Here is a 26,692-nt window from a genome sequence, read left to right on the forward strand (position 1 = left end):
AAGACTCTGGGAGCATGATTCCCCCTGAGTCTTTTTTCTTTATTTTCTTTCAAAAACGAGAACGGGATTCCGAGCGGCCTTTGTTTCGTCCATACGTTTCACGACGGTTGTATGCGGCGCTTCCTGCACCACTTCAGGATTCTCTTCTGCTTCTTTCGCAATTTGAATCATTGCTTCGATGAATGCATCAAGTGTTTCTTTTGATTCTGTTTCGGTCGGTTCAATCATGATACATTCCTCTACATTGAGCGGGAAGTAGATCGTTGGCGGATGGTAGCCGAAATCAAGTAATCGTTTGGCAATATCCAGTGTCCGCACACCTAATTTTTTCTGACGTTTACCTGAAAGGACAAATTCATGCTTACAGTGACGATCAAACGGCAAATCATAATGAGCGCTTAAGCGGCGCATCATATAGTTCGCATTTAACACGGCATTATCGGTTACAGCCTTTAAGCCGTCTGGCCCCATAGAGCGGATGTACGCATAGGCTCTGACGTTAATGCCAAAGTTGCCATAGAATGGCTTCACGCGCCCGATTGATTCCGGACGGTCATATTCAAAGTAAAAACGACCTTCCTTCTTTACAAGCACCGGCTTTGGCAAATACGGAATTAAATCTTTTTTAACGCCAACTGGACCTGAACCAGGACCTCCGCCTCCGTGTGGGCCTGTAAAGGTTTTATGAAGATTTAAGTGGACAACATCAAATCCCATATCTCCTGGTCTTGCTCTACTTAAAACCGCATTCAAGTTGGCTCCGTCATAATAAAGTTTACCGCCAGCTCCATGAACGATTTCAGCCATTTCTAAAATGTTTTCTTCAAAGAGGCCAAGTGTATTCGGGTTTGTAAGCATTAAAGCAGCTGTTTCTTCATTAACAACGCGGCGTAAATCTCCTAAATCAACAAGCCCGTTTTCATCAGATGCGACAGTAATGGTTTCAAATCCAGCGACTGTCGCAGATGCCGGGTTCGTTCCATGAGCAGAATCAGGCACAATGACTTTTGTACGCTGATGATCTCCTCTTGCTTCATGGTACGCACGGATCATCATGAGTCCCGTCCACTCGCCATGTGCTCCTGCCGCAGGCTGTAATGTCACAGCGTCCATCCCCGTAATTTCTTCAAGATGTTCACCTAGATCGTATAGTAATTCCAATGCACCTTGTACAGTGTCTGCCTCCTGTAGTGGATGGACCTGCGAGAAACCTGCAAGGCGTGCAACCTTTTCATTAATCTTTGGATTATATTTCATCGTACAAGAGCCAAGAGGATAAAATCCAGAATCGACCCCATGATTGCGTCTTGATAATGCTGTATAATGACGCATAATATCAAGCTCAGATACTTCAGGGAGCTCAGCATCCTCATCACGGATGTACGTCTTATCAAATAAAGACGGGATCTCCTGTTCAGGTACATCTAAATCAGGCAGGCTGTACCCAATTCTTCCTTCTTTAGATAATTCAAAAATAAGCGGCTGATCTTGTTTATTCATGGCGATCCCCCAATTCCTTGATAAACGTATCAATTTCTTCTTTTGTTCTCAGCTCTGTCACGGCTACAAGCATGTGCTGCTCAAGCTCTGGGTAGTCTAGCCCTAAGTCGTAGCCGCCGATGATTCCTTTTTCAAGCAATCGTTTATTGGCTTCTTTCACAGGCTCCTGTAACTTGATCACAAATTCATTAAAATGAGCCCCTTCTACATCCGCCTGCAGTCCATATTTTTCTGCCTGCGTCTTGGCATAATGGGCTTTTTGCACGTTTTGATAGGCGATGTCTTTTATGCCTGTTTTCCCTAGTGCCGTCATGGCAACAGAAGCAGCTAGCGCATTTAATGCTTGGTTCGAGCAAATATTTGACGTCGCTTTATCTCTTCGAATGTGCTGCTCACGCGCTTGAAGAGTCAGGACAAATCCACGAACACCATTTTCATCTTCTGTCTGCCCGACTAAACGACCTGGCACTTTTCTCATCAACTTTTTCGTCACAGCAAAATATCCGCAGTGAGGTCCGCCAAATGCCGCCGGGATACCGAACGGCTGCGCATCACCAACGACAATGTCTGCCCCAAGTTTACCAGGCGGCGTCAATAGCCCGAGTGCGAGGGGATTGCTAGAGACAATGAACAGGCTTTTTCCTTTATGTGCAATGGGTTCAATGTCTTTTAACGGCTCGACGACACCAAAAAAGTTTGGATATTGCACGAGAACTGCTGCTGTATCATCGCAGACGGCCTTTTCCAGTGCAGCTAAATCTGTCTGCCCTTTTTTCGCAGGCACTTCAACAACTTCAATGTTTTGTCCTTTGGCGTATGTTTTCAGCACCGCTCTTGATTCAGGGTGAACCGTTTCAGAAACCACCACTTTTTTCTTCTTTGTGTGTCCCGCAGCAAGCATTGCCGCTTCTGCTAGTGCCGTCCCGCCATCATACATTGAGGAATTGGCTAGATCCATACCAGTCAGCTCAGCAATCATTGTTTGAAATTCAAAGATCGCTTGCAATTCACCTTGTGAAATCTCCGGCTGATAAGGTGTATACGCTGTATAAAATTCAGAGCGTGAGATAACATGATCGACAATGACAGGCTGGTAATGATCATATACACCAGCACCAAGAAACGATGCATAGGAAACTGTATCCTTATTCTTTGCAGCTAGCCGGGATAATTCCCTGACAAGCGCTGTTTCAGATGCGGCTTCTTTGATGTTGTATGCTCCTTTGAATCTCACCTTCTCTGGGATATCTGAAAAAAGCTCATCAATCGACTGAACGCCGATGACATCCAGCATTTCTTTCTGATCTTGCTCTGTTTGCGGCAAATATCTGTGCTTCATCCTCTATTCCCCCTCGTTATTTGGTTCTTTTATAAAATGGTGTTGTGACGATTTTGGCTTTTAGACGCTTTTTGCGAACCTGTACTTCCACCTCTGCCCCAAGCTCCGCTTCTGAGGTTTCGATCAAAGCAAGCCCGACATTTTTCTTTAATGTTGGGGATTGAGTGCCCGTTGTGACAAACCCAACCTGCTTTTCTCCTGAAAAGACTGGATAATCTGTACGCGGAATCCCTTTTTCAATCATTTCAATGCCGACAAGCTTTCGCTTCAGTCCCTCTTCTTTTTGTTTTTTAAGTGCTGCTTTTCCGATAAAATCAGCTTCTTTATCCGTTTTGACAGCAAAACCAATTCCGCCTTCTAATGGAGAAATATCCTTTGTCAGCTCCTGGCCATAAAGCGGAAGCCTTGCTTCAAATCTCAAGGTATCACGTGCACCGAGTCCGCACGGTATTAATCCTTTTGGCTGCCCCGCTTCTAATAAAGCGGACCAAAGGTGGACCGCATCTTCTGACTGGCAGTAGATTTCAAAGCCATCTTCCCCTGTGTAACCTGTTCTAGAAACGAGCACTTCTTTATTTGCGACCTCAGCTTTTGATAAAAACGTAAAAGGTTTAAGCGATGTCACCTCTTCATCCGCCACCTCTTTGATGATGTCAGCAGCAAGAGGTCCTTGAAGCGCTAGCAAGGCGGTTTGATCAGATATATTTTTGATCAATACGTCATCCTTCTCTTGGTGCTTCAAAAGCCAATCCACGTCTTTATCGATATTTGATGCGTTGATGACAAGTAAATAGTGGTTCTTTTCTTTTTGGTAGACGAGCAGGTCATCTACCGTTCCGCCATCTTCATAACACATGGCTGTATATAGTGCCTTACCGTCTGTCAGCTTAGACACATCATTGGTTAATAACCTTTGTAAAAAAGGAAGGGCATCTTGACCTTTGACGTCCACCTCACCCATGTGAGACACATCAAAAAGCCCTGCTTTTGTTCGAACAGCTTCATGTTCTTCTTTAATGGAAGAAAATTGGACAGGTAATTCCCAGCCCCCGAAGTCAATGGTTTTTGCGCCAAACGTTTCATACGCATGAAAAAGCGGTGTTCGTTTCAACATCAATCGTTTCCCCCTTTTTTTAGTGCAAATGCAAGCTGAATTTTCAGAAAAAAATCACAGCAAAAAAGGACAGAGCGCTCCCTTTTATCAAAAAGAAGTCTCTGTCCTTGCACCTGAAAGTTTACAGCACAACATCATTGTGCGTTTTCCCCTTTGGTGGTTTGCTAAAACGATCAGCAAACACTCTCCAGAGTTGCGTCCGGTAAGAGTACTTTTGCCTGAGAGATTCACTGAATCATTCAGCTTGCTCCTTCGGCGCCTGCCAGTGCAAAATAACCGCCAAGTCTCTCCCCATACCATCATCCGCTCATATTTTTCACATTTATTGGACATACTATCAAAATGGGTGACTTATTTTCTAGATCACTTATCAACATCCTACCATTAGAAATGGATGGAGAGCAACAGAAAAATCATTAACATTTTTAAAATAACCTTTCGATATCGTTCGCTTTTATTCATATATCTAGTCTTTTAGAGACCTCTTAAAAAATGAAGCGTTTAAAAACAGAACAATTTATCAGATCCTACTAGAAAGGCAGGCGACCACATTGAATATTCAAACGATTTTTGATCAGGAATGGACAAATGAATTTCAGCAGCGGCTTTCATCAGACGGCCCCTGGGCGAACTGGGATATGTATCGATTAGCGACGCAGGTTCAAAAAGTCACAGCCATTGATTCATTCGAGGGACTGCAAGCTCCTGCGCACCTGCCTGCATTCACACCTTTACAGCACCAGCTCGAAGTAGCCAGAAGAGTCGTAGAAGAAATGAATGGGAAAGCCATTCTAGCAGATGAAGTGGGCCTAGGGAAAACCGTAGAAGCAGGACTCATTATCAAAGAATACATGATTCGTGGACTTGCCAAAAAGATTCTTATTCTCGTCCCCGCCTCCCTTGTATCTCAGTGGGTACAGGAGCTGCGGACGAAATTTTATATTGATGCTGTTGAACAAAAAAAGAGCTATGTGTGGGAGCAGTGCGACGTTGTCGTTTCTTCCATTGACACAGCCAAAAGACAGCCGCATCGAGACACGATTTTATCGATTGCCTACGATATGGTCATTATCGATGAAGCACACAAACTGAAAAACAATAAAACGAAAAACTATGAATTTGTGAGAAACCTGAATAAGAAGTTCTGTCTGCTGCTGACAGCGACACCTATTCAAAACCGGATCGGAGAAATATTTAATCTCGTTTCCCTTCTGAAGCCGGGCCACCTAGGAAATGAACATCAATTTAAAGATATCTTTGCCAAAAAGGACTTGCAGCTTGAAGACCATGACCGATTAAAACAGCTCGTCAATAAAGTGATGATTCGAAACCGAAGACAAGACACAGGCATCGAGTGGACAAAACGACATGTCAAAACGATTTCCATTGATTTTTCTCCGACAGAACAAGCATTGTATGATGAAATCTGCAAGCTGAAAGAGAATCCGTCTTATACAAAGCATATGTTTTCCATTATGACCTTGGAACGAGAATGCTGTTCAAGCCGTGAGGCAGTTTATATGACGATTAAAAAAATGCAGGAAGAAGAAAAGCATATTCTCGGCTCTTCTGCTATAGCGCAAATCATGGAGAAAATCAATCAAGTGGAGCAAAACTCAAAGGCGCTTGAAGTGGTCAAACTCATTCAACAGTTAAATGAAAAAGTCATTATTTTCACCGAATACCGCGCAACACAAATTTATTTACAATGGTTTCTACAGCAAAATGGCATTAGCTCCGTGCCATTTCGTGGCGGCTTTAAGCGGGGTAAAAAAGATTGGATGAAAGATTTATTTAGAGAACGGGCGCAAGTGTTAATTGCTACAGAAGCTGGCGGCGAAGGGATCAACCTTCAGTTTTGTAATCAAATCATTAACTACGACCTCCCGTGGAACCCGATGCGTTTAGAACAGAGAATCGGACGTATCCACCGCCTTGGCCAAGAACGAGATGTCCACATTTACAATATGGCAACAAACGGAACAGTTGAAGAGCATATTTTAAAGCTTTTATATGAAAAAATTCAGCTGTTCGAAAACGTCATAGGCGATTTAGATGATATTTTAACGAGAATTGATATTGAAGAAGTCGAAACAGAGTTGCATCAAATTCTCTTCCAGCATGAATCTGATGGAGACATGAAAAAGAAATTAACCCAATTTGCTTCTTATTTAACTGAAGCACAAACACCACTTTTAGAAAAGAGACAGCAGGGCTCATAAAGGAGAGTTGATCAATGGAGCAGCATGACATTCACACCTTTCTTCTCCGTTTTTTCAAGGCGAATCAATGCAGCATATTAGAAGAAAGTGCAGGACATATGACCGTACAGCTGACAATCGAAATGGATAAATTGATTATGAACCGTCCTTTTTATTGGCACTGGCTTGAAAAAACTGGCGGTGTACCTGAACCGCGGCAATTGACTTTCATCACAGATCAAAAAAAAGCGGGTGATACGGTCAGTGGTGAATTCATCCATTTCGGCTCCCCCCGGTTATTTCAAATATTTGAGGCGGTCAAACAACAGGGCCGTTTTATCCGGCTTTATGAACGAGTCAGCCCGCTCACGAACAATCAGATCGCACTTGAGCCATGGCTTGGTCTCAATGTAAAAATTTCTTACCTTGCAGACCGGAAGAAGGATAAGCTTTTATCATTAGGACTCCATCTTATACGCGGAGAAGTCATTGAACAATTTCAAGAAAAGCTGGAAGCTCGTGAGCTGTCGTCTCAAATTCCCGATTATTGTTTTACGATGAGTACAATGATTAAGCCAGAAAGCGGAATCAAACGGCTCTACAGCCTTATGGAACGTTATGCCCATGAGGAACCGGACGACTGGGCAGTGCGAGCCGTTCAAAAATGGAAAGAAGACTCCGAACTTTTAAACCAATTTTATGAAGGGACTTCAGACACATCTGTAGAATATGAAATAGAAAGGCAAGCACTCAAAACTTTATACGAACCAAAAATCAGTCTTACGATTGAAAATGGCGGACTTTTTTACTTACAGCAAAAAAGAGGAGGTTGACCCATAGTCCCCTCCCCTTTTATGTGACTTACAATTTTCGATCAGTCTAAAGCTAAGTTTGTCTGTTTGTATTGGGCGGAAACATGACGCAAGCAAACTATGAGGTCTTACCACCTATGTCTTTCCATTTCATGCGTTAAGTGCCTGAAATACATGATTCAGTATTTTAGGAGGGTATTTGTATGGAAAAGAAAACGAACAAATTAGACAGTGAATGGGTTCAATTATTACGTGAAGCTCGCAAGGCAGGACTAACAGTTGAAGAAGTCCGTCATTTCCTCAAATCAAATGAAAAGTCCTCTGAGTCTCCCCCTCTGGTAAGAAGTCATTCTATCAAACCTTTCTGAATGTGCTATAATATCGAAAGGAAGGTGATGACATTGATTGGCCAGCGTATTAAACAATACCGCAATGAAAAAGGCTACTCACTATCAGAACTGGCCGAAAAGGCTGGGGTAGCGAAGTCTTATTTAAGCTCAATAGAAAGAAACTTGCAAACAAACCCCTCCATTCAATTTCTTGAAAAAGTCTCCGCTGTTCTGGACGTCTCGGTTCATACACTTTTAAACGAAAAAGATGAAACCGAATACGATGGTCAATTAGATAGTGAATGGGAAAAACTAGTTCGAGATGCAATGACATCAGGGGTTTCGAAAAAGCAATTTCGTGAATTTTTAGATTATCAAATCTGGAGAAAAAAGCAAGAAGAGGAGTAAAGCGCACGTTTTAGCGCATACTCCTCCAATTGCTATGCAGATCTTGATATCAGCCTAAAGACTGGCTTTATTTTTTATCTTCGCTGTGTGCTTTTTCGTTTTCTTTCACGTAGCCTTTTTCATCCGTATGCTTTTTTGGATTGATCGTTAAACCATTCCACTGAGTCGCTTCGAAGGAAAGATCAATTTGAATCGCATCGCCTTGGTATTTATTTTGGATATAGTGACCAGCTTTATCCTTCGTCTGGTCATTGATAAATTCAATGGTCATTTCCACTTTATCGTAATCAAACGGATTCTTTGGAATGCCGTCATACTCTGGAGCCACTGTTCCATCAACAGTTGCTACATTAATTTTCCCACTTTCATGTAAAAACTTCTCATCGACGGCATGACGAAGCTTTTCAAATGCGGTCTGATCCTGTTTTGACGTTAATTGATGCAAGTCAAGCAGGTTTGCATGGTCTAAAATAATGTTTTTCGGATAACCATTTCCACCTTCGGCTCCAACCGTCAGAACACTCACCTGAAACTGACTGAGAAATTCTTCAGCTGTATTCTTACCGCCATTCTTCGCGGAAGATCCATCTGTAAACTGGCTATAATCAAGACTCATCAGCACTTGGTTTATCGCTAGTGATCCCTTATTATCAAAATGAAATTCTTTCTTGATCCGATCACCAGGTTTTAAGTTCGAAAGGTTGATGGCGCCGGAGTTCTCTTTAGCAGATAAATCCAGCTCTCCTGTCGAGTAGACCGCATTTGCCTTTTCAAAATCATTAAACGCCGCCCATGTTCCCCCGCCGATTAATGCAAGACCTAAAGCCCCTGATAATACACCTAAACGAATTGATTTCTTCATTGCCATGAATAATAAACCCCCTAATATTTTGTTTTATTGAAACCTGATTAGGTTACAAACGATTTAAGCTTGTTCCTCTGACATATGTACATCAGCCGTGTGTCTACGGTGTTTCGCTGCGCCCACAAAATGAATAGTTGAATAAACAAGCAGCATGACACCCGGTATAATAAGGAGCAAAGCAGTTCCAGCTGATGTCCCTGCATACGAAAGAAGCTTTCCTGCATAAGGAATGTTCACTCCCATATACTGCGCAGTCACCTGATCCGCTTTTACCAGCGTGCCGTCCTGATACATATTATTGTCACCCTTCGTCTCAAACGCTTTATTTGCATCCTTTCCTTTCACCCCAACAATTCGGTGGGTCACAAAGGACTGATCCTGTTTTGTTTGGAACGTAATAATATCTCCTTTTTTGAGCGTCTCAGGTGAGGCGACCTGCTTTACAACAATCAGTGACCCAGCTGAAAATTCTGGTTCCATCGAACCTGATAATACTTGCTTCAATTGATAACCGAAAATCTGAGGTTCTCCTCCTGTTGTTCTTGATGACAACACGACAATAATTGAGGCTGTCATCACCGTGAACACCACCACATAAAGAATACTCCCAGACATCTTCATCCATTTTTTCATGACCCCTTCTCCCCTTCGCATATCATTTTTTCACTTTAAAAGACAGCTCCATTTAGGACGCCTTTTCTTGACACTTTGAGAGCACCATCTGTTTAGACCAAAAGTACGGCTGATCAGATGCGCCAAATCCTTTAGGATAAAAGATTTTAAATGCATAGATTCCATTTGTTTTTGCTTTATCTGTCGTGACAGTCGCTGTTTCTTGCGACAATAGGGACTTTATGGAGCCCTTTTCAAGAATATGACCATCTTGTAATGGCTCCTGACCATTTCCCACTTTATGTAATTCCCACTTCCATTCAGAGTACGCAATAGGCTGTCCACTATTTTTTAGTGTCATGCTCAGCCTTTGAGGTGCGCAGACTGTTCCTTCGATCATCGTTTGATCGACAAGCTCCAATTGACTTCGATCCCATTTTTTAGGCTGACAATGCTGATCTGTCTGTTCAAAGTTTTCACATGTTTTCATAACAAAATTTTTGTGCTCGACATCGTTAAAAGAGGCATTCGTGGGTGTCATGAGGAAAGATGTCAACATTAAACAAATGGCACAAAAAAGGACAAAGAGCGACTGTTTCATTAATCCCTTCAACTCCTTGAACGGTTGTTCTTTAAAAAGAACGATTATATACAGTATAAGGAAATACCTATAAAACCCAAAACGTCAAATTAGTTCATTTTGTTCTTAAACAAGAACCATTGCGAGAAAATTCTTCCATTTTCTCATTCTTTCGCCATATTCAATATTTTTTTGTGTGACATTTGTACTTCTTAAAACTTACATAAAAATGTAGGATTTGGTCAGGATATGAAGAGGTGAGGTGATGTTAAGTGAAATATGGAAAAATCATTATCATGCTCAGTTTACTGCTGAGTCCTATGATGCTAGACGTCAAACCTGTGGCTGCGAGAGGTTTGACTGCCACCGCAGACCAATGGGAAACGCGAGCAGTCAAAGAAGCCAAAAAAAGATACCCGCTAACGCAAGTCTTATTTAAACAAAAAGTATGGGACCGCCACCGCGATAAGGAATCTGTAAAACAGTATCATATTACGTTAAAAGACCATACAAAGGAATTTGGGGTGTTTGTTACCATTTCCTATAATCCTTACTCAAATAAGGTGAATAAAGTGATTGTTGTGGAGGAATACAACTAAAATGGCATAAAAAAACCGCCTGCTGGCGGCTTTTTACTTTCGTCGATGTCGCTGACGTTTTTTAAGCATCATGGAGAAACCAAACGGCAGAACCCCAAATAATCGCTGTGAAAACGGAGGTTTTGTTTCCATTTTTTCTTGTTTGTGTTCCTTCCGTTCGTCTCGTGGTGTATTCATATATTTAATGATTTCCTGCGTCATATATTTTACATAGTCATTTGTTTTCAAGCAAATTCACCTCTTCTTCCTTCAAGTGTTACCAGAAAGAGGATGATTTTATACACTGGCTAATCAGGGTTTGCCCATCTCATGATTTCACCGGTCTTCCAATCCAGCATCAGCTCCCGCTCATCGGATAAGCCATCCTTTGTTTTCACTCTCACCAAAGCGAGGACACGTTTTTTCTGTTGATCGCATTTCATCTGCTTCAGTGTCACATGGCCTTCTTCAGTATCAATATGGACCTTCTGCTTTTCACAAATGCGTTTTACTGAGCTGGCAGCTTCACTCACACCCACCCTAAAAAGATGCTGTTTTTTATAAAAAGAAATCGTGAGCTCTGCACTTCTCAGCTCTTTTTGAAAGCCCATCGTTATCGCTCCTAGGATCAAGAGAAAAAATAGGATCACAGCAAGCACATGCGGATAGATAAACCCTTCCTCTCTTTTCACGATTTAGGAACCACCCCTTTATATGTGAAAAAAACGGCTTCATGAACCTTACCAGATCCATCTGTGACTTTCAGAATGGCTCTATGCTGACTCGTTCTCACCTGAAATTGTTTCACCTTGTGCAATAAAGGAAGATGTCCAGCTTGATCCGTACGTTTTCGAAGCATCTCTTGATATGGCTCAATCGTTACCACTCGCCCTTGATCAGATACATACTCTAACGCATTACCTCCTTGCACCGATCGAACTGCCGTTGCACGGCTTAATTCCTCATCTAATTGCAGGACAGTTTGTTTCCACTCCATTTGTGAAAATCGGTTAATCTCTTCAAAAGGAAGGGCTTTCTCAGCTGTTGAAAAGATCAGTACAGAGCCAAAAGAGAGGAACAAAAATAGCTGCAATTGCCACAAAGCCTGGACAAGGGTAAAACCTTGTTCACCGTTCCGCAACCTGGTGAAAGCATATCGTCTGCTTTTCTTGCAATTTGTATGATACACATCCCTTCTCTTTACTCCAATTGAATACATATGTGTTGTCGCCTCGCTTCTTTTTGACAGAAGATTTTTTACCTTCTATGAACGCTTCATTCATCTGTTCATGCAAGATTTGGTAAGCATCAAGTTTGGCTCTTACTTCCTTTTTCCCCATCATGATTTTTTCATAGGCCGGCATAATCACAAGGGCTGCAAATAGGAAGATATGACAAGCAAACAGCGTTTCAATCGTACTAAATCCTCTATTGCTTTTGAACATGGATTCGCCCGCTTCCTAAATAAATCGTGAGTTTATACGTTTGACTGCCAAATTCGACAATGAGAGATCCACCGCTGCTTGGATGTCCGTTTTCATTAAAATAGATACCTTGCGAGAATGTAGAAGTCTTGATGCTGCCCTTTTTATGCTGATAAGAAGCAATGACTTCGTTACTCTTTTGATCTATTACCTGATAAGATACATGCGGCGGTTGGATCTCAACATGCACACGTGTTTTTTTGATAAATGCAGTACATGATGCCAATTGAAGATCTTGTTTCATGAGGTTTACTTGTCTTTTGGCTTCAGCGCTTACTATTAAATTTGGGATTTTCATTCCTATGATCGACAATAGAATCGATAGAACTAGTAAGATCATTAGCTGCTCTATGAGGGTAAAACCCTTCTCATGTAAAAGTAATTTATTCATGCTTCACGTTGCCGTTTTGAATGACAATCGCTTTTCCATTAGGACAGGTTAATCCCTTTTTAACATAACCTTCTTTTTCTAACTCAGCTAAAGATGGCGTCTTCCCATCATGCTCCAATTCATACGCCATCACTTGTGTGCTGACCATTGATTTGAGCCCTTCACAGCCCTTTGCTTGAATTGCTTGGTGATGACGTGTGATATTCGGTATGGTAATGAGTAAAAGAATGGATATCACGAGCATGACAATTAACATTTCTAACAGGGTAAACCCTTTATCATTCATGTCTTTGTCCTCCTTCTTACACTTGCTCCATTAGTTGATACATTGGTAAAAGAATAGATAAATATACGATGAGTATAAGAAGTGCCGTCACACCATAGATCACCGGCTGCAGCCAAGACATCCATTTTTCAATTTTCAGCTCTGCATTCTCTAATAGAAATTGGCTGTACGTGTACATTTCTCTTGCTAGCATCCCGCTTGCTTCACCATGTTTGATGATGGCTGCAAAATGTTTTTCGAAAAAAGGACTCTCACTTACTTGATGTGCCATGCTTTCTCCTTTTCTTAACTCATCCATCATTTGTTCACCTATTTCTTGAAGAAAAGGTAAGTAGCTTTGCTGTTTAAAAGCTTGCAAACCCTCGTACATCGATAATCCAGCCTGAAGCAGTCCGCTTAGCTGAAGAGAAAAAAGGTATGTATGCATCAGCTGCATCCCTTTATATAAAAAAGGCAGCTTACTCATCACCCTCAATTTCTCAAGCGTCGACTTTTTCCTAAAAAACAAAGCATAATAGCCGGTAAGACAAATACACAGACAACTGGTGATGAGCAGAAAAGCATGAAGGAATTGAAACATTCCAAACATTCCTTGAATCAGCCAAGACATGCGGGTATCCATCGATGAGTACAAAACAGAAAATTGAGGAATGATCATATTCTGAACGAGTATCAGCACGACCAAAACCGTGAAGATGAGGAAGAGCGGGTAACGCAACATGCGTTTAAACGTGTCTAACTGCTTGACTTTTTTCTCTAAAAAACGGGCGCTTTGTTCTAAAGCACGGGCTAGACTGCCATGCTTCTCAGAAAAACATAGTATGGCGATGACTTCCCGCTGAAAATGGAGTCGCTCGAGCACCACATAAAAAGGCTCGCCTTCGTGCAGCCACTGAATACCTAGTTTTAATTGCTGCCGCTGTTGTTTTGATAACTGGATATTCACCATCACTAATGCCTCAATCAATGTATATCCAGCCTGAATTAATTGAGCCAGTTTTGATAGGCATTCAGCTTGGTCCTTTTTAGACCATACTTTAGAGGCTCGCTTCTTCATAAACCCAGCGATGGTAAGTGTTTTTTGATAAATAGCCGAGTGCCACTCCTTTACGAATTAATCTTTGCAGTGTTTCATATGACGAGTGAGCAAATTCTCCTTTAGCCTCCTTGATACACTCATCAAGCTCTTTTCCGAACAGCAGTTCAAATACATTTGTTCGTCTGATCGGTCGATTTAATTTACAGTAAAGCTGACATATTTCTCCGCAAAAAGGACAGGTGAGCTCGATTAATCGCTGCGCAGCAATCGCAACCATCGTTTGCTCAAGTTCATTCATCGTGACACCAAATTCAAGCATACGATAAAGGGCTCCTTTTGCATTTTTTGCATGGAGCGTACTCAATACTAAATGGCCTGTCAGTGCTGCTCTAATCGCCGTTCTGGCCGTTTCAGCATCTCTTATTTCTCCTAGCACAATCATATCTGGATCATGTCTTAAAATAGCGCGTAATCCTGCGGCATATGTGATGCCGGCTTTTTCATTTACTTGAACCTGTAACACTTCTTCATTTCTTGTTTCCACAGGATCTTCAAGTGTAATAATATTTCGGTTGAAATTCTTTTTTGCAAACTGGATCAGTGAATAGAGGGTTGTTGTTTTCCCCGAATTGGTTGGACCGGTAAATAAAATGAGCCCATGCGAATGCTTCAAAAATGACAATAACCTGGCTGAAGCTTTCGGAAATAGTGACAGATGTTTTATTTTCGGAGCATGATCCTGCGGCAATATTCTAATCACTAAACTCTCATCATTTACAGTTGGTAAGGTAGACATTCGAATAAACACCTGGCCGCTTCTTAGCATCACAGCTAATGACCCATTTTGCGGTCTCCGTTTTTCTCCAATATCCATGGATGATAAAAATTTAAAATGAGCAATGAGCCGCTCGCCGGTTTTTTTATCGATGGTTCGCTGCTGGATTAAATCTGAATCTACGCGGAAAGATACCAACGCTTCCTTTTCTTTCGGGACAATGTGCACATCAGATGCTCTCATGCGGCATGCTTCTTCTAGCAGCTCTTGCCTTAAATATTCAATCCCATACAAGTGGATCACTCCTTTCATTGATCACATTGTAGAATGGAGGAACCTGAATGACAAAAGAGCATTTTATGATTTTCATGACTAATAAAGCATGAAAACCCTCAACTCAAGATGCATCACATCATTTTTTAGAAAAGAGCATATAAAAAAACCTGACTTTTACAAGTACAGGTTTTTTCGTCATGATGTGGCTTCTTGCTGCTGCTCTTCAAAAATGCGAAATCCTCTTTTTTCTAAAGCTTTTGCAAGGCTGTGTTCTGTATTTACTTTTGAGAAATCAATGCCGAGTTTCACTACAGTTTGAGCGATCTCTGGGCGAATGCCTGATATAATCGTCTCAATTCCTAATAGCTTCGCACTATCGACCACTTTAAACAGCTGATAAGCAACCATCGTATCAACAACGGGAACGCCAGATATATCAATAAATAAGTGCGTTAGGCGCAGTCTTGAAGCCTGTTCTAGCACGGATTCCAAAATGATTTTGGCCCGGTACGTATCGATTTCTCCGATCAATGGCAAAATCCCGATTTCCTTTGATACTGGAATAACAGGGGCACTCAGTTCTTGAATCATCTCTCTTTGTGCATTCAGCTGACTGAGTGTCACGCGGTCATACTCTTCTGATAAACGCTCAATCATATCATCAAATGTGGCGTGAAAGTGCTGATTCCACTGACACACATCTTGCAGCGTCACTTCAAGCTCTGTTTCTTGGGTGAATGTCTCAATTCTCGAACAGAAAATGTGGCGGAAAATCTTAAATTGTCCAATGATCTCATATAACGGCACCTCGTGCACTGCTCGATCACGAGCAATATCAACAGACCACTTTTTCAAATGGTTTTCTACTTTGTCTGACAGTGTCACAAGTGTTGCTGCAATGGTTTGAATAAACGCTGTGTTCTGTTCCTTCAGCTTCTTTTCCGTTTCCTCTGAAGCATGTTTAGAATATAATGAGCCTTCTTCTGTTCTTGTCTTTAGCCATTCTTCGGTCATGACAGGGGCTTCTTTTAGGATAAATTCGTATAATTGCTTTGATTTTTCATTTCTCATTTATTTCTTTCGCTCCTTTTGCACTTAAAACTCGTGACATACAATTTTTATGTATAAATGACCGTAGATGGTGAACAATATCATTACACGTTTGATATTGGGCTATAGCCAAGTGGTAAGGCAATGGACTTTGACTCCGTGATCGTTGGTTCGAACCCAGCTAGCCCAGTTCAGCACAAAAACGAAGACGGCTGAAGCATGTTTCAGCTGATCTTCGTTTTTTATTAGGAAACTGATTGATGAATCGCTTTCTTTTTTGATATTTTCATGAGTTCTCCTGGATTATAACCAACTACTAATTTATTTCCATCAATGATGATTGGTCTTCGAAGCAGTTTTGGTTTTTCAATGAGAAGCTGCAAAACCTCGTTTACTTTTAAGTCATTAATATTTAAATTTAAGCTTTTAAAAGCTTGACTTCTTGTGGCTAAAATTTCATCCATTCCTTCTGTTGTTAAAGAAAGAATCTTTTTTAATTCATCTAGAGTTGGCGTTTCTCTGAAAAGGTGACGCTCTTTAAAATCAATTTGATTCGCCTTTAACCAATGTTTTGTTTTGCGGCAAGACGTGCAGCTTGGGTATGAATAAAAAGTAATGTCACTCATTAGTCTTCCTCCTTAGGTCGTTAACCTTTTCTCTTATGGAGTAAGTACCCTCATGTTTTTCAGCATAAACACTTTTTCTTCACTTTTTCAAAAAATTTTTTTCTACATTCAAAATAAATTGTTCACACGTTGTCAAAAATGTAAATGTTTACATAACAAGTGGTGATCAGCTATAATATGATTCAAAGGGGTTTTTTTAAGGGGAGGGAAAGAAATGAATCGCATGTTCCGCGTGCTTGGCTTTTGGACGGGTATTTTTGCTGTCATGTTCTATTTAGGACATATGAAAGATGCATCGCTGCTGTTCTTCGGTCAAACCGTTCTTTTTGTATTTTTATCCTACTTGAATCTATCCGAAAGAATGTATATTTACATTTTCGGAGCGTACTTGACGATTTTCTTTGCCGGATTTACATATTATTCGATTTTCATCATGGTTCCCGGTACCGGACATTAATTGAAAAAAGCATCTCTTCTAAAGAGATGCTTTTTTCATGCCTGCAATTAAAGAGAAAAACCATTAATAAACGGATTTTGCTCCTGCTCTGTCAGCACAGTGGTTTCCCCGCCATGCCCGCTTAATACAAGAGTTGATTCTGGCAAGGACAATAATTTATGATGGATTGATTGAAGCAGCACTTCCTGACTGCCGCCTACTAAATCTGTTCTCCCAATGCCACCTTCAAATAGCGTGTCACCAGAAATAACAAAGCCCTCTTCCGCCGAATAGTAAGACACACTGCCAGGTGAATGCCCAGGTGTATGGAACATTTCTAATGTAAACGATCCAATTTGAAGAGTTCCTTCTGTCGTAATCAATTTTTCAGCTTCTTTGACCGTAATTCCATTTCCAATCAATCGAGCTGAACCGTTTAATTCAGCGTTCGTGAGCCATTCTTTTTCATTTTCGTGTACATACAGCGGCACTCCCCACTCTTCGCGTACCTCATCTGCCGCACCAATATGATCAAAATGAGCATGTGTTAATAAGACAGCAAGCGGTGTGAGCTGTTTTTCTTTTACATAGGAAATCAGCTTTTGCGCTTCGCCGCCTGGATCAAAAATTAAGCATTCTCCCTGCTCGTTTTTCCAAATATATGCGTTCGCTTGTACATAGCCTAGTGGCATTCTTCTCCAATTCATTTTCATCACCTACTTTATTGATTCTTTTTTATTATGAAGGCTATTCAATAAAAATTCAAACAATCGTCAACTGGAATCTACTCGACAAGCTTTATGAAAACGGTTAAAATGAAAAGAAAGGAAATCAAGGGGATTGATGACAAAGGGGGACTTTCACATGATGCTCGTCATTATTTTTGGTCTAGTCACGATTTTAGCTGCGCTCGGTATCTATCGCTCACTAAAAAAAGTGAACGTACTTGCCATCGCTTTTGCTGCCGCTACATTTTTGGTTTTTGGATGGTTCACTGTCATGACCATCATCTATAGCGGTTATCCAACTGCACATTAAAAGCCTGCATCTAGCAGGCTTCAGATTGTTGACAAAGGGCTAAAATGATCTTGATTTAGCCCTTTGTCTTCTTTTCAGCGTGATAGAAAACCTTTGAAGTCTAGGAAGGACGAGCACCGGAGCGCAGCCCTGACACCGAATGCGAGGGTTTGTCTACACGCTGAAAGCCTGCTTATAGCAGGCTTTTTTATTGATTTAAATGCTTATTCACGCTTTCTAATTTGCTTGTAAGCGTTGTGGTTTGATCCCGCCTGTCATCGATGCGAATATTGGTCGCTACTCGGTGCAATCCCTTTTCAAAAGGGGCTTCATGAATGCGCTGAATGACCTCAAATAAAATGGATAATTCGCCTTCAATTAACGTATTCATCGGTGTTAATTGATATTTGATTTTCCCTTCTTGTTGAAAGCCTTCTAAAATTCTTTGTACATCTGCTACGTAAGCACTGACACTTGGTGTTTCAGTGCCTATCGGAATGATGGTGACGTCTGCTATAGCCATCGTTTTTCCCCTTTCAATCAAATTCTCATGTTTTCTCGTCCTCATTGTAACCTATCTTCAATCAATCATGCCATGCTCACGTTGCGTTTACGGCAGGTTTGTCTCGTTCTATCGTCAAATCCGCCCTCTCTACCTTTCCGATCTTTGTAAACAAAAGCAGGCATATACCTGAAACAGCTTCAATGATGCCGCCAGCCGCAATGACATACCCAGACCCAAACAGTGTTGCCATATAACCGCCAATGAGGGCGCCTAAAGGAATCATCAAGAAGGAAATCATGTTGATAATCGCGTACACTTGCGGCTGATCCTCTGCCTTTACTGACAATTGAATCATCGTATGTTCGGGTACGTTAACTGCACTAATGGCTGCTCCTAAAGCAAAAGCTGATATAAACACAAGTGGTAACAATGCGTTCATACCTGTGATGAAGAAGGCGATTCCATCAACAATCCCAGCACCTATAAAGAGCAATCCATACCGATTCACTTTTATCTTTGTTAAAACAAACCCCATCAAAAAGGCGCCTAGTGCGGTTGTGACTTTGATGAATGAATAGACGACCGGTCCACTATGTAAATCTTCAGTTAAATAAATAACAGACAATGCTTCCCATGGTGCCGCAGCAAAGTTTGAGCAGACACAAAAAATGGCTAACGGAAACAAAATATGATGGCTTCTAACAAGTGAAAAACCTCGAATTAATCTTTTGCCATAAGATAATCCTTTTTTGGCTTTATCGATGATGGCTTCTGTTTGATATGAAATCATGAACACCAATAAAGCGGACAAAAGATAAAGGGGAATGATCACAAGCATTGTATAGCCTACGCCTACAAATGCAATCATAACACCACAAATCGTTACCGTCACAAGTCTTACGACATGACTTGCTGATTGGATGGTTGCATTCGCTTTTTGTATGAGGTCCTCATGGACAAGCTTTGGAATAATCGATACAGATGCCGGTTCGTAGGAGCCTCCTGTCGCCGAATGAAGCAGCATGCAGCCGATGATGAGGACTAATGGTGTGAAACCATAAAAGTAACTAACCACGATCACAAGAATAATCGCTCCTCGTGTTAAATCAGCAAAGCACATCCAAAACTTCAATTGATGCGGCTTCATCATGGGCGTAATAAATGGTCCAACAATCGCTTGAGGGACAAAGCTGACCGCAATAAAAAAAGCTGTCCCTATTGCTCCTTTCCCTCCTAGTACCAAAAGCCATAAGATGGTGTTGAAAGATAAACTATCAGCTGTAATTTTGCACATTTTAGAAACAAATAGATAAGTAAAATTTCTTTTCCACAGGCTTTGAGCACTCAATAGTCGACATCTCCCTAAATCATATCCTTTTTTTTACATCCATATCTTTCACAATAGCTTACAAGAAAGACTTCGTCAATTACTTCAACATTGTTTTTATTGACCTTAAGCAATTAATTGTTTCTCCAATATGAAAAAGCACCAGACAGGTGCTTTTAACACTTACACGCTTCCCACAAAAGCCGCTTTGTTTTTTCATAAATTGAATCAAATTGATCCATGGAAAGAGGATTTTTCCCTAGACCAAGCTCAACTGTATAGCCCTCATTATGAAATTGATAAATAAACCAATCGCGATAGCCTGCATAGCTGTCGAGATATTGGATCGGTTTGTAGCCGCTCACTTGTTCGAATCGTTTGACTATTTCTTTTGAGATGGCTGGCTCATGGCCAAGAAAACCCCAATAAATCTCTTCTCCTTGTGTATGAAGGGCAATCAGCCGGTCAAATCGTTTTCGCAACGCAAGATTTGCCATCGCTTTCGCTTCTGGTTCTGTTAACGGCTCACGCCCAGGATAATCCCGGTAGGACGGTGCCTTCGACTGATGACGATAGTACTCGATCTCCCAATAAGCAGGGAATTGATTGTTTAAATCCACCCCTCGAATATTTGCTTTCCATTCCTGGTAATCGGAATATCCACCGTTTAGCAGTGTGAATTCTTCACGATGAAGACCTAGTGACTCCGGTCCATTACGAACCAAATCCACTCCATCTGGATTGACCATTGGCACGATGGATAAAGCGGTGGTCTGCAGAATATGAACCGCTTCATAATGTCTTGCCTGCACCGGGTCAGACGCTGCTAAGCAAAGCGATTTCAACCATTTTAATAAAACAGACGTCGTGAGCCATTCATTTGCATGAAATGAGGCATTGAGATGAATAGAATGTAAATGCTGAACAGGTTCTGTTCGGATTTCATAAATAGGTGTATCAAGCACAGAATGGCCAATAATGCTGATATGAAGAAAAGGAAATATGGCTTTCAAGTGGCTCAGCTCTTTTTCTAATTGAGCGCTATCATATTCAAATGTTCCATTGATCCAATCATCGGATTGCTGCAGTCTATAAGGCGTAATAAATCTCTGCACATCACCGATGGAATCAAATACATGGACTCCTTCTGGAAGTCTATATCCCGGTAAAAGAAGGTCATCAGTGCTTGTGTTAGATAAATGGAAAGCAGCTTTGCCAATACCAAGCTGCTTTGCCACAGCATCCCTCTCCGCTTCATCCAGCTGCCATTCAATTTTTCCAAACGACGTTGTCTTCATTTACATCCCTCCTCTCATATTATATGAACCGTCAGGCAAAAAAAGAAAACCTCTGCTTCTAAAAATAGCAGAGGTTTTTTCATCTATTAGGACGCCTTTTTCAGCTCCGTTTCACCTTCTTTTTTAGATGGTGAATGGTCCGGGCTATTTCGATCATAAAATCTAAGGAGATCTCCGTAGATGATTTGATCAGAGAATTGAAGCTCCTGCTTCGCTTTCTCTTCATAAGACTGACACACATTTTTATCATCTGCTGGCTCGCCTGTCTCTTTATTGTAGCAAACACCATCTGTAAAAATGCTGTCCTTCGTAATAAAGCTTCCATCACGGAGTACTGTAAAGTCATTCGTATCTTTTGATAAAAGGTCATGACCAAATTGAATTTGTTTACTTGTATCAATTCCTAGAAGATTGAGTACAGTTGGACGGATATCGACCTGACCACCTACCGTATCAATTTCTTTTGGATGTTGATCCGTTACCCCTGGAATGTGTACAACAAATGGGACTTTTTGAAGCTGTACTTCTTCAAATGGCGTAATCTCTTTATTTAAAAATTGTCCCATGGCTTCGTTATGGTTTTCAGAAATTCCGTAGTGATCCCCATATAAAACAAAAATGGAGTTATCGTATAACCCAGCTTCCTTCATCTTTTTAAAGAAAAGCTTAAGGGCTTCATCTTGATAACGCACTGTAGGGAAGTACTTGTTCAGCGTTTTGCTCTTTGAATCATATTCATCAATGAGCTTATCTTCTTCATCTAAATCAAAAGGGAAATGGTTCGTTAATGTAATCAATCTCGTATAGAAAGGCTGCGGGATCGATTTCATTAATTCAGCGGACTGCTCAAAGAACGGACCATCTTTCAGTCCCCAGCCAACTGAGTTTTCTTCATTCACATCAAATGATTTAATATCAAAGAACTTATCGTAGCCAAAGCTATCGTAGATAAGGTCGCGGTTCCAGAAGCTTTTGTTATTCGCATGAATAACAGAAGAGTGGTAGCCCTCATCCTTTAACAGCTCAGGTGTCGCTGTAAACTCATTACTTGGATTTGTGAAGAACACAGCCCCTCTTCCAAGTGGATAAAGAGAATTATCTACAATAAACTCTGAATCAGATGTTTTCCCTTGACCTGTTTGGTGATAAAAATTAGTAAAGTTATAGCTCTTCTTGATCAATTTGTTTAAAAACGGAGTAATTTCTTTCCCGTTTAATTTTTCATTGATCACAAAACTCTGTGTAGACTCAAGTGATACAAGAATGACATTTCGTCCTTTTGCTTGACCAAATGTCTTTTCATTACGGTCCGTTTGATTTGCGCTTACATAGTTTTCAATTTCAGTTAAGCTATTACTGTCAGCAAGGGCTCGTTGAGCAGACTGCTTCGATTGCAATACCCCATCATAAATATGGAAGTTATATAAGCTGATATTTTTCACTAGCATCTCACGGTCAAATGAGCGAGTAAGCAGTTCTGGTCTTTCTGTTTCAGCTAAACCAAGGTTAAAGAAAAATGTAGCTGCCACAAATAAGTAATATGCTGCTCGTTCTTTTCGTGAAACTGTGACATCTGTTCTAAAGGAAGGCTGTTTTTTATAGAGCCAAATTAAAATGATGATATCAACAAACATCAGTAAATCGACTGGTTCAATTAAAGAGGTAATACTTGACCCGAGGTCACCCATATTGTTTGTTTGAAATAGAACGGGGATGGTTAGAAAGTCACTATAGAATCGATAAAACACAATGTTGGCTAACAAAATGAATGTCAGGATAAAGCTTGTCACGATGATATATCGATTTCGATTTTTCTCTTTGAAAAATAAACCGATACCGAAGATAAACAAGAGAAAGCTAAGCGGATTAATAAACAGGATAAACTCCTGCATGAAATTTTCAATTTTAATATTGAAGCTAGATTTATAGATAACATAGGTTTTGACCCACATCAGCAATGTCGCAATCAGTAAAAATGAAATCGCCTTTAATCTATTCTTTCGCATTGTAACCTCCTTATGCTAAGCGCGCATCTAGGTCCTAGATATACCCTAATTATTGGTGCTTCTAGAAAAATAACTAAAGTATATCTTATCCTGTATATGATGGAAAATCAATGTCTTTTTCCTCATGACAAACTTATGAATATGCTAAACATCCAATTTCATGCCTATCTATTGCTTTTTTTAATAAAAATGACATCATTATGACTTTTTTGTTCAAGACAGCCATTTGGTTTTTGCCATCCATGCACCGCCGATGACACCCGCATCGTTTCCGAGTGATGCTATCACCACTTCGACATCGTCTGCGCATGGCGGGAACGCATGTTGTTTCACAACGCGTTCTACTTTACTGCGAAGAAGCTCACCTGCTTTTGAAACACCGCCGCCAATCACAATTTTCGTTGGGTTTAAAGCACTGGCAAGATTCGCTAGGACAAGTCCAAGATGTGTCGTCACTTCTTCTACGACACGCACTGCAAGATCATCTCCGTTTTCTGCCGCTTCAAATACATTCTTTGCTGATAGCGAAGCGAGCGTGCCAAGTGAAGATGTATGCTGCTCGGTTTCTAATTTATCCTTTGCAAGCCGGACGATGCCAGTTGCAGATGCGATCGTTTCAATACAGCCTGTTCTTCCGCAGTTACAAGGTGCTCCTTGAAATGGAACGGCACAAATATGACCAATTTCTCCGCCAGCACCTGTCTCCCCTTGAACAACTTCACCGTTGACGATGATGCCGCCGCCAACCCCTGTTCCAAGTGTGACCATCAGGATATTTTTTGCGCCATCTCCTGCACCCTTCCACATTTCACCGAGTGCAGCAATATTCGCATCATTTTCAATGACAGATGAAAGTCCTGTCTCTGCCTCTAGGTGATCTTTCAACGGATAGTTTGTCCAGCCCAGATTCGTTGTTTTATAGACGATTCCAGATACTTTATCTACGGGTCCAGGTGCACCCATTCCGATCCCAATAAGTGCTGATTTTGGCATACTGATCTCAACCAGTTTATGATCAATTGATTTGGCAATATCGACCGTGATCGTCTGCCCGGATTTATCTGTAGGAATCTCCCACTTATGCTGAATTTCACCATATAGATTAATGAACGCAAGCTTAATTGTCGTACCGCCAAGATCAATACCTACAAACCAATCCCCTGTCATATGCCCTCCACCTTCACATTGTTTTTCGATTTATTTTGGCTAGCTCCATTTGAAGAATCGTCATTGCGTTTGACCATTCGGTCCGGTCAATGATGCCCGATGTATACATTTCCTTCAATTCGTCTGCCATAAATTCTAATTCTACTTCACGATCTCCGAAATACACATAATTTCCAAATCTCATAAGCAGCTGCTGTACATCATATAACGTTTTCATTGTTTCCACCATTTCTTCTCATCAACAGATAGGATAAGCGTATTCATAAATGCGCTTTCAGTCAAGTCATTCAACGTGTTTGACTATTTTCGATATATTGTTTCAGCTTTAAAAATTGATCATTTTGAGGGTCCTGTTTTAATGCTTTCTCTAATAGTTCTTCTGCTTTCGTTGTCTCTCCTTTTTCTACGAATAACAACGATAAATGATACAGTTTATTTGGTTCATCTGGATCTTTTTCAAGCGACTTTTGTAAAAATTGAATGGCCTTATCAAGGTGGCCCTGCTGCGCTTCGGATAGTGCATAAATATGAAGTGCCTCAGCTGATGCATCTTTTTCGTGAACATATTCCTCTAGTCGTTCACTTGCTTCGCTATACTTTTTCTCATCAAATAAACTCGCTGCCTCACTTGTTGCCGCTGCTTCCTTTTGATTATCAGAATGAAACCCTGTATACAATCCAAAACCACCAATCAAGAGCAAAGCAGCAGTCGCAAGAAGCATTTTGACAGGCTGCGTCTGTTTAGGAAGACGGACAGCTAATGCGGTGAAAAAACCTCCAACCAAGCCGCCAAGATGCCCTGCGTTATCAATACCTGATACAGTGAAGCCTATTCCTAGGTTAATGAGAATAATGACAATAATATTTGTCCCCATCGTCCGAAAGAAAAGCTTTCGATTTGAGATGGCTAAATATAACAGTGCCCCTAAACAGCCAAAAATCGCGCCTGATGCACCGGCTGCAATTGCCGTATTAAACACAAAGCTCGCTATGGAGCCAAAAATGCCGGAAATCAAATAGATGAGCAAAAATCTTCCTGACCCATAAATTCTCTCAACAGCCGCTCCAACGGACCAAAGAGCAAAAGTATTAAAGAGTAAGTGCGTCAAGCCAATATGTAAAAACATTGGTGTTATCAGGCGCCACCATTCACCCTCTAAAATCAGCACATTATTTTTAGCACCAAATGCAGTTAAAGTTGCCGTATTGGTACTTCCGCCAGAGAGCTCAAGTAAAAGAAACATCACCACTTGGACAGCGATCAGCAAGTAGGTGAAAATGGGTCTGCCATTTTGAAACACGGCCCGTTCCCGTTCACGCTGTTTTTCCTGATCATCAAATGCCTGGAGCACGTTCCTTTTAAGCTGCATTGCATCCTCAGCTGTGTCTCTCTTTGCTTCTTCTACATCAACTGCAAGAGATGTATTGAGCCATTTATGCAGTTCGTTTACATCGTTTTGAAGCGTGTCTGCATTGAGTAACACAGGAGTAACTGTCACCTTATTCTCTTTTTGCGGCTCACCGTTTAGGTCTTCCCAATCATCTACTGGAACATCAGTTGTAAATTGCAGCTGCAAGAGATGAAGCGATCGTTTACGCATAGCTTCTCTCAGTTGATTGATCCGATATGTTTGCTCCTCGATATCTCGAACAATCTCCTGTCTAAAATTCACATCTTTTCTATATAGACGGATGAGATCATAGCCTGAGTTTCGTGGTGCTTCAAAAAATATTTCATCTTCTGGGTACGGACTTTGAATCATCTCGTATCCTTTTTGTCTTAGTTCATCAACAACTCGCCAAAATAGACTATCTATGACATTCATACATTCGCGCTCCATTTTTTACATTATTATAGCAAGAATCGTTCTGATCCGCATTTCAAAACAAAAAAATCCCGGCATTTGCGGGATTAGAATGCTTGGCGAATAAATTTCGTCCGAAAATATGGGATTTTCATCAGCCATTTAATCAAAAAGTGACGTACTTGATTTTGGCCTAAAATCAAATTCATGAGCCGATAACGATTTTGCACGAGAACGAATGCAAACAGTGTGAACACAATGCTCCAAATCATTTTATTCATCATATTCCCTCCTATGTTCGTATCGTGGCTTAAATAGGATTTGTTTATGCATGAACCAACATTTTTATCGCTTAAAAGCAGGCCTTCACAATCTAATCCCTTGTTCTTTTGATTGAATATAATAAACCTCTCCCTCTGATTGATCATAAGAAACGTCAAATTGATGAAGGTCGATTAAATCCTTGAAAGTATGAGGCAGCTTACAATTCCGCTCTAACCCCTCCACCTTGTGCGGGAAGTAACTGTCGTATGGATTTGGTGTATGAACATATACAGCGTCTAAACCAGGGTCATGCTCGTGAATACAAATCCAAGTTTGGTATGGCTTTTCAAAGCCTTCAAGCTGTTTTAGCAGCCTATGATATAAAGCAATATGAGCTTTAATATGCTCTCTTCTTATTTTTAAGCTATTTTCCCCGACTCCAAAAAAATCAAGGTGCGTATGCGAAAAAGAGAACCACGAATCGTGGTCGAGCGTTAATTGATAAGTAATCACTTCCTCCCACATATTACGGAAGTATCTTTTCTTTCCACGAAATTTTTTCAAAACATATCCCCCCGTCAGCTAAAATGCTTTTTAATGAA

33 protein-coding genes, 1 tRNA gene and 2 riboswitches are annotated in these 26,692 nt (G+C 40.9%); of the genes, 8 read left to right on the forward strand and 26 right to left on the reverse strand.

Annotation, left to right across the window (positions count from 1 at the left end; genetic code table 11):
- Positions 1-39: 39 nt before the first annotated feature.
- Genes gcvPB through gcvT form a run of 3 tightly spaced genes read right to left on the reverse strand, consistent with a single transcriptional unit; the run spans position 40 to position 3,953 of the window.
- Entirely contained in the window at positions 40-1,500 is a 1,461-nt protein-coding gene (gene gcvPB / locus ACN6NB_RS11095; RefSeq protein WP_366203855.1) for an aminomethyl-transferring glycine dehydrogenase subunit GcvPB, read from the reverse strand.
- Entirely contained in the window at positions 1,493-2,839 is a 1,347-nt protein-coding gene (gene gcvPA, locus ACN6NB_RS11100; protein ID WP_041086157.1) for an aminomethyl-transferring glycine dehydrogenase subunit GcvPA, read from the reverse strand. The genes gcvPB and gcvPA overlap by 8 nt, the downstream gene beginning before the upstream one ends.
- Before the next feature lie 16 nt (positions 2,840-2,855).
- Positions 2,856-3,953 (reverse strand): glycine cleavage system aminomethyltransferase GcvT, encoded by a 1,098-nt coding sequence (gcvT, locus tag ACN6NB_RS11105; protein WP_039179920.1) that lies wholly within the window; start codon positions 3,951-3,953, stop codon positions 2,856-2,858.
- A gap of 99 nt (positions 3,954-4,052) precedes the next feature.
- Positions 4,053-4,146: riboswitch (glycine riboswitch) on the reverse strand.
- 3 nt (positions 4,147-4,149) lie between these two features.
- Positions 4,150-4,256: riboswitch (glycine riboswitch) on the reverse strand.
- 248 nt (positions 4,257-4,504) lie between these two features.
- On the opposite strand from gcvT, the gene ACN6NB_RS11110 reads away from it, so the two are divergent.
- The 4 genes from ACN6NB_RS11110 to sinR all read left to right on the forward strand — a co-directional run bounded on the left by ACN6NB_RS11110 (position 4,505) and on the right by sinR (position 7,703).
- On the forward strand, positions 4,505-6,175 hold the full coding sequence (locus ACN6NB_RS11110) for a DEAD/DEAH box helicase (protein WP_126681602.1): 1,671 nt from the start codon (positions 4,505-4,507) through the stop codon (positions 6,173-6,175).
- A 14-nt stretch (positions 6,176-6,189) separates the two neighbouring features.
- Entirely contained in the window at positions 6,190-6,987 is a 798-nt protein-coding gene (locus tag ACN6NB_RS11115; protein ID WP_039179926.1) for a YqhG family protein, read from the forward strand.
- A 182-nt stretch (positions 6,988-7,169) separates the two neighbouring features.
- Entirely contained in the window at positions 7,170-7,334 is a 165-nt protein-coding gene (locus ACN6NB_RS11120; protein ID WP_073206269.1) for an anti-repressor SinI family protein, read from the forward strand.
- A gap of 33 nt (positions 7,335-7,367) precedes the next feature.
- Positions 7,368-7,703, forward strand: coding sequence for a transcriptional regulator SinR (gene sinR, locus ACN6NB_RS11125; protein WP_024422969.1), 336 nt, complete (start codon positions 7,368-7,370; stop codon positions 7,701-7,703).
- A 67-nt stretch (positions 7,704-7,770) separates the two neighbouring features.
- On the opposite strand, the gene tasA is transcribed toward sinR, so the two are convergent.
- The 3 genes from tasA to tapA are packed head-to-tail and all read right to left on the reverse strand — an operon-like array spanning position 7,771 to position 9,781.
- Positions 7,771-8,571, reverse strand: coding sequence for a biofilm matrix protein TasA (gene tasA, locus ACN6NB_RS11130; protein WP_039179929.1), 801 nt, complete (start codon positions 8,569-8,571; stop codon positions 7,771-7,773).
- 57 nt (positions 8,572-8,628) lie between these two features.
- Positions 8,629-9,201, reverse strand: a complete 573-nt coding sequence (gene sipW / locus ACN6NB_RS11135) for a signal peptidase I SipW (protein ID WP_474253360.1) — start codon at positions 9,199-9,201, stop codon at positions 8,629-8,631.
- 52 nt (positions 9,202-9,253) lie between these two features.
- Positions 9,254-9,781, reverse strand: a complete 528-nt coding sequence (gene tapA, locus ACN6NB_RS11140) for an amyloid fiber anchoring/assembly protein TapA (RefSeq protein WP_144491415.1) — start codon at positions 9,779-9,781, stop codon at positions 9,254-9,256.
- A gap of 299 nt (positions 9,782-10,080) precedes the next feature.
- On the opposite strand from tapA, the gene ACN6NB_RS11145 reads away from it, so the two are divergent.
- A complete protein-coding gene (locus ACN6NB_RS11145; protein ID WP_052773101.1) occupies positions 10,081-10,359 on the forward strand; it encodes a DUF3889 domain-containing protein in 279 nt (92 codons plus the stop codon).
- Positions 10,360-10,392: 33 nt separating this feature from the next.
- On the opposite strand, the gene ACN6NB_RS11150 is transcribed toward ACN6NB_RS11145, so the two are convergent.
- The 9 genes from ACN6NB_RS11150 to ACN6NB_RS11190 all read right to left on the reverse strand — a co-directional run bounded on the left by ACN6NB_RS11150 (position 10,393) and on the right by ACN6NB_RS11190 (position 15,660).
- Positions 10,393-10,587, reverse strand: a complete 195-nt coding sequence (locus ACN6NB_RS11150) for a YqzE family protein (RefSeq protein ID WP_024718846.1) — start codon at positions 10,585-10,587, stop codon at positions 10,393-10,395.
- 59 nt (positions 10,588-10,646) lie between these two features.
- Entirely contained in the window at positions 10,647-11,030 is a 384-nt protein-coding gene (locus ACN6NB_RS11155) for a competence type IV pilus minor pilin ComGG (RefSeq protein ID WP_064497595.1), read from the reverse strand.
- Positions 11,027-11,557, reverse strand: coding sequence for a competence type IV pilus minor pilin ComGF (gene comGF, locus ACN6NB_RS11160; protein WP_260982271.1), 531 nt, complete (start codon positions 11,555-11,557; stop codon positions 11,027-11,029). The genes ACN6NB_RS11155 and comGF overlap by 4 nt, the downstream gene beginning before the upstream one ends.
- A complete protein-coding gene (comGE, locus tag ACN6NB_RS11165) occupies positions 11,466-11,783 on the reverse strand; it encodes a competence type IV pilus minor pilin ComGE (RefSeq protein WP_144491413.1) in 318 nt (105 codons plus the stop codon). The genes comGF and comGE overlap by 92 nt, the downstream gene beginning before the upstream one ends.
- Positions 11,767-12,213 carry a competence type IV pilus minor pilin ComGD gene (gene comGD / locus ACN6NB_RS11170; protein WP_144491412.1) on the reverse strand — a complete coding sequence of 149 codons (447 nt, stop codon included), beginning with the start codon at positions 12,211-12,213 and terminating at the stop codon, positions 11,767-11,769. Before comGD ends, comGE begins: the two co-directional genes overlap by 17 nt.
- A complete protein-coding gene (gene comGC / locus ACN6NB_RS11175) occupies positions 12,206-12,499 on the reverse strand; it encodes a competence type IV pilus major pilin ComGC (protein WP_024422977.1) in 294 nt (97 codons plus the stop codon). The genes comGD and comGC overlap by 8 nt, the downstream gene beginning before the upstream one ends.
- A 16-nt stretch (positions 12,500-12,515) precedes the next feature.
- Positions 12,516-13,556, reverse strand: a complete 1,041-nt coding sequence (gene comGB / locus ACN6NB_RS11180; RefSeq protein WP_039179950.1) for a competence type IV pilus assembly protein ComGB — start codon at positions 13,554-13,556, stop codon at positions 12,516-12,518.
- Positions 13,537-14,607, reverse strand: a complete 1,071-nt coding sequence (gene comGA / locus ACN6NB_RS11185; protein WP_474253361.1) for a competence type IV pilus ATPase ComGA — start codon at positions 14,605-14,607, stop codon at positions 13,537-13,539. Before comGA ends, comGB begins: the two co-directional genes overlap by 20 nt.
- Before the next feature lie 177 nt (positions 14,608-14,784).
- Positions 14,785-15,660 carry an STAS domain-containing protein gene (locus tag ACN6NB_RS11190; RefSeq protein WP_047202296.1) on the reverse strand — a complete coding sequence of 292 codons (876 nt, stop codon included), beginning with the start codon at positions 15,658-15,660 and terminating at the stop codon, positions 14,785-14,787.
- A gap of 98 nt (positions 15,661-15,758) precedes the next feature.
- On the opposite strand from ACN6NB_RS11190, the gene ACN6NB_RS11195 reads away from it, so the two are divergent.
- Positions 15,759-15,829 (forward strand) — tRNA-Gln (locus ACN6NB_RS11195).
- A gap of 55 nt (positions 15,830-15,884) precedes the next feature.
- Here the strand turns inward: ACN6NB_RS11195 and ACN6NB_RS11200 are convergent.
- A complete protein-coding gene (locus ACN6NB_RS11200) occupies positions 15,885-16,265 on the reverse strand; it encodes a Spx/MgsR family RNA polymerase-binding regulatory protein (protein WP_007501232.1) in 381 nt (126 codons plus the stop codon).
- A gap of 214 nt (positions 16,266-16,479) precedes the next feature.
- On the opposite strand from ACN6NB_RS11200, the gene ACN6NB_RS11205 reads away from it, so the two are divergent.
- Positions 16,480-16,722, forward strand: coding sequence for a DUF2626 domain-containing protein (locus ACN6NB_RS11205; RefSeq protein ID WP_003217440.1), 243 nt, complete (start codon positions 16,480-16,482; stop codon positions 16,720-16,722).
- Between the two features lie 47 nt (positions 16,723-16,769).
- On the opposite strand, the gene ACN6NB_RS11210 is transcribed toward ACN6NB_RS11205, so the two are convergent.
- Positions 16,770-17,408, reverse strand: a complete 639-nt coding sequence (locus tag ACN6NB_RS11210; protein ID WP_039179959.1) for an MBL fold metallo-hydrolase — start codon at positions 17,406-17,408, stop codon at positions 16,770-16,772.
- Between the two features lie 157 nt (positions 17,409-17,565).
- Here ACN6NB_RS11210 and ACN6NB_RS11215 point away from each other — a divergent pair, with 157 nt between their 5' ends.
- Positions 17,566-17,739 (forward strand): DUF2759 domain-containing protein, encoded by a 174-nt coding sequence (locus tag ACN6NB_RS11215; RefSeq protein WP_474253362.1) that lies wholly within the window; start codon positions 17,566-17,568, stop codon positions 17,737-17,739.
- Positions 17,740-17,926: 187 nt separating this feature from the next.
- On the opposite strand, the gene ACN6NB_RS11220 is transcribed toward ACN6NB_RS11215, so the two are convergent.
- From ACN6NB_RS11220 to ACN6NB_RS11260, 9 genes are all read right to left on the reverse strand, one after another.
- Complete coding sequence (locus ACN6NB_RS11220) at positions 17,927-18,241, reverse strand: MTH1187 family thiamine-binding protein (RefSeq protein ID WP_034319597.1); 315 nt, start codon at positions 18,239-18,241, stop codon at positions 17,927-17,929.
- A 76-nt stretch (positions 18,242-18,317) separates the two neighbouring features.
- Positions 18,318-19,571 (reverse strand): MFS transporter, encoded by a 1,254-nt coding sequence (locus ACN6NB_RS11225; protein ID WP_047202298.1) that lies wholly within the window; start codon positions 19,569-19,571, stop codon positions 18,318-18,320.
- Positions 19,572-19,726: 155 nt separating this feature from the next.
- Positions 19,727-20,848, reverse strand: a complete 1,122-nt coding sequence (locus ACN6NB_RS11230; protein WP_474253363.1) for a M14 family metallopeptidase — start codon at positions 20,846-20,848, stop codon at positions 19,727-19,729.
- A gap of 86 nt (positions 20,849-20,934) precedes the next feature.
- Entirely contained in the window at positions 20,935-22,854 is a 1,920-nt protein-coding gene (locus ACN6NB_RS11235; protein WP_039179972.1) for an LTA synthase family protein, read from the reverse strand.
- A 213-nt stretch (positions 22,855-23,067) separates the two neighbouring features.
- On the reverse strand, positions 23,068-24,021 hold the full coding sequence (locus ACN6NB_RS11240) for an ROK family glucokinase (RefSeq protein WP_144491410.1): 954 nt from the start codon (positions 24,019-24,021) through the stop codon (positions 23,068-23,070).
- A gap of 13 nt (positions 24,022-24,034) precedes the next feature.
- On the reverse strand, positions 24,035-24,238 hold the full coding sequence (locus tag ACN6NB_RS11245) for a YqgQ family protein (RefSeq protein ID WP_047202300.1): 204 nt from the start codon (positions 24,236-24,238) through the stop codon (positions 24,035-24,037).
- A gap of 70 nt (positions 24,239-24,308) precedes the next feature.
- Entirely contained in the window at positions 24,309-25,847 is a 1,539-nt protein-coding gene (locus ACN6NB_RS11250; RefSeq protein WP_107163356.1) for a rhomboid family protein, read from the reverse strand.
- Positions 25,848-25,933: 86 nt separating this feature from the next.
- Positions 25,934-26,107, reverse strand: a complete 174-nt coding sequence (locus ACN6NB_RS11255; protein ID WP_162473402.1) for a hypothetical protein — start codon at positions 26,105-26,107, stop codon at positions 25,934-25,936.
- 85 nt (positions 26,108-26,192) lie between these two features.
- Positions 26,193-26,654, reverse strand: a complete 462-nt coding sequence (locus ACN6NB_RS11260) for a hypothetical protein (protein WP_126681590.1) — start codon at positions 26,652-26,654, stop codon at positions 26,193-26,195.
- Positions 26,655-26,692: the final 38 nt, after the last annotated feature.

This window comes from Bacillus sp. 11B20, from assembly GCF_056098985.1.

Bases quoted from the DNA above. Each gene is read 5' to 3' on its own strand.
- comGB (WP_039179950.1), bottom strand. From the start codon at position 13,556: ATGAAGAAGCGAGCCTCTAAAGTATGGTCTAAAAAGGACCAAGCTGAA.
- comGC (WP_024422977.1), bottom strand. From the start codon at position 12,499: ATGAATGATAAAGGGTTTACCCTGTTAGAAATGTTAATTGTCATGCTC.
- tasA (WP_039179929.1), bottom strand. From the start codon at position 8,571: ATGGCAATGAAGAAATCAATTCGTTTAGGTGTATTATCAGGGGCTTTA.
- ACN6NB_RS11145 (WP_052773101.1), top strand. From the start codon at position 10,081: ATGATGCTAGACGTCAAACCTGTGGCTGCGAGAGGTTTGACTGCCACC.
- gcvPA (WP_041086157.1), bottom strand. From the start codon at position 2,839: ATGAAGCACAGATATTTGCCGCAAACAGAGCAAGATCAGAAAGAAATG.
- comGF (WP_260982271.1), bottom strand. From the start codon at position 11,557: ATGTATTCAATTGGAGTAAAGAGAAGGGATGTGTATCATACAAATTGC.
- tapA (WP_144491415.1), bottom strand. From the start codon at position 9,781: ATGAAACAGTCGCTCTTTGTCCTTTTTTGTGCCATTTGTTTAATGTTG.
- ACN6NB_RS11255 (WP_162473402.1), bottom strand. From the start codon at position 26,107: ATGAATAAAATGATTTGGAGCATTGTGTTCACACTGTTTGCATTCGTT.
- ACN6NB_RS11210 (WP_039179959.1), bottom strand. From the start codon at position 17,408: ATGAATTGGAGAAGAATGCCACTAGGCTATGTACAAGCGAACGCATAT.
- sipW (WP_474253360.1), bottom strand. From the start codon at position 9,201: ATGAAAAAATGGATGAAGATGTCTGGGAGTATTCTTTATGTGGTGGTG.
- ACN6NB_RS11190 (WP_047202296.1), bottom strand. From the start codon at position 15,660: ATGAGAAATGAAAAATCAAAGCAATTATACGAATTTATCCTAAAAGAA.
- comGD (WP_144491412.1), bottom strand. From the start codon at position 12,213: ATGAATAAATTACTTTTACATGAGAAGGGTTTTACCCTCATAGAGCAG.
- ACN6NB_RS11235 (WP_039179972.1), bottom strand. From the start codon at position 22,854: ATGCGAAAGAATAGATTAAAGGCGATTTCATTTTTACTGATTGCGACA.
- ACN6NB_RS11215 (WP_474253362.1), top strand. From the start codon at position 17,566: ATGATGCTCGTCATTATTTTTGGTCTAGTCACGATTTTAGCTGCGCTC.
- ACN6NB_RS11240 (WP_144491410.1), bottom strand. From the start codon at position 24,021: ATGACAGGGGATTGGTTTGTAGGTATTGATCTTGGCGGTACGACAATT.
- ACN6NB_RS11220 (WP_034319597.1), bottom strand. From the start codon at position 18,241: ATGGCTATAGCAGACGTCACCATCATTCCGATAGGCACTGAAACACCA.
- ACN6NB_RS11230 (WP_474253363.1), bottom strand. From the start codon at position 20,848: ATGAAGACAACGTCGTTTGGAAAAATTGAATGGCAGCTGGATGAAGCG.
- ACN6NB_RS11205 (WP_003217440.1), top strand. From the start codon at position 16,480: ATGAATCGCATGTTCCGCGTGCTTGGCTTTTGGACGGGTATTTTTGCT.
- ACN6NB_RS11245 (WP_047202300.1), bottom strand. From the start codon at position 24,238: ATGAAAACGTTATATGATGTACAGCAGCTGCTTATGAGATTTGGAAAT.
- comGE (WP_144491413.1), bottom strand. From the start codon at position 11,783: ATGTTCAAAAGCAATAGAGGATTTAGTACGATTGAAACGCTGTTTGCT.
- gcvT (WP_039179920.1), bottom strand. From the start codon at position 3,953: ATGTTGAAACGAACACCGCTTTTTCATGCGTATGAAACGTTTGGCGCA.
- ACN6NB_RS11250 (WP_107163356.1), bottom strand. From the start codon at position 25,847: ATGAATGTCATAGATAGTCTATTTTGGCGAGTTGTTGATGAACTAAGA.
- ACN6NB_RS11120 (WP_073206269.1), top strand. From the start codon at position 7,170: ATGGAAAAGAAAACGAACAAATTAGACAGTGAATGGGTTCAATTATTA.
- ACN6NB_RS11115 (WP_039179926.1), top strand. From the start codon at position 6,190: ATGGAGCAGCATGACATTCACACCTTTCTTCTCCGTTTTTTCAAGGCG.
- ACN6NB_RS11200 (WP_007501232.1), bottom strand. From the start codon at position 16,265: ATGAGTGACATTACTTTTTATTCATACCCAAGCTGCACGTCTTGCCGC.
- gcvPB (WP_366203855.1), bottom strand. From the start codon at position 1,500: ATGAATAAACAAGATCAGCCGCTTATTTTTGAATTATCTAAAGAAGGA.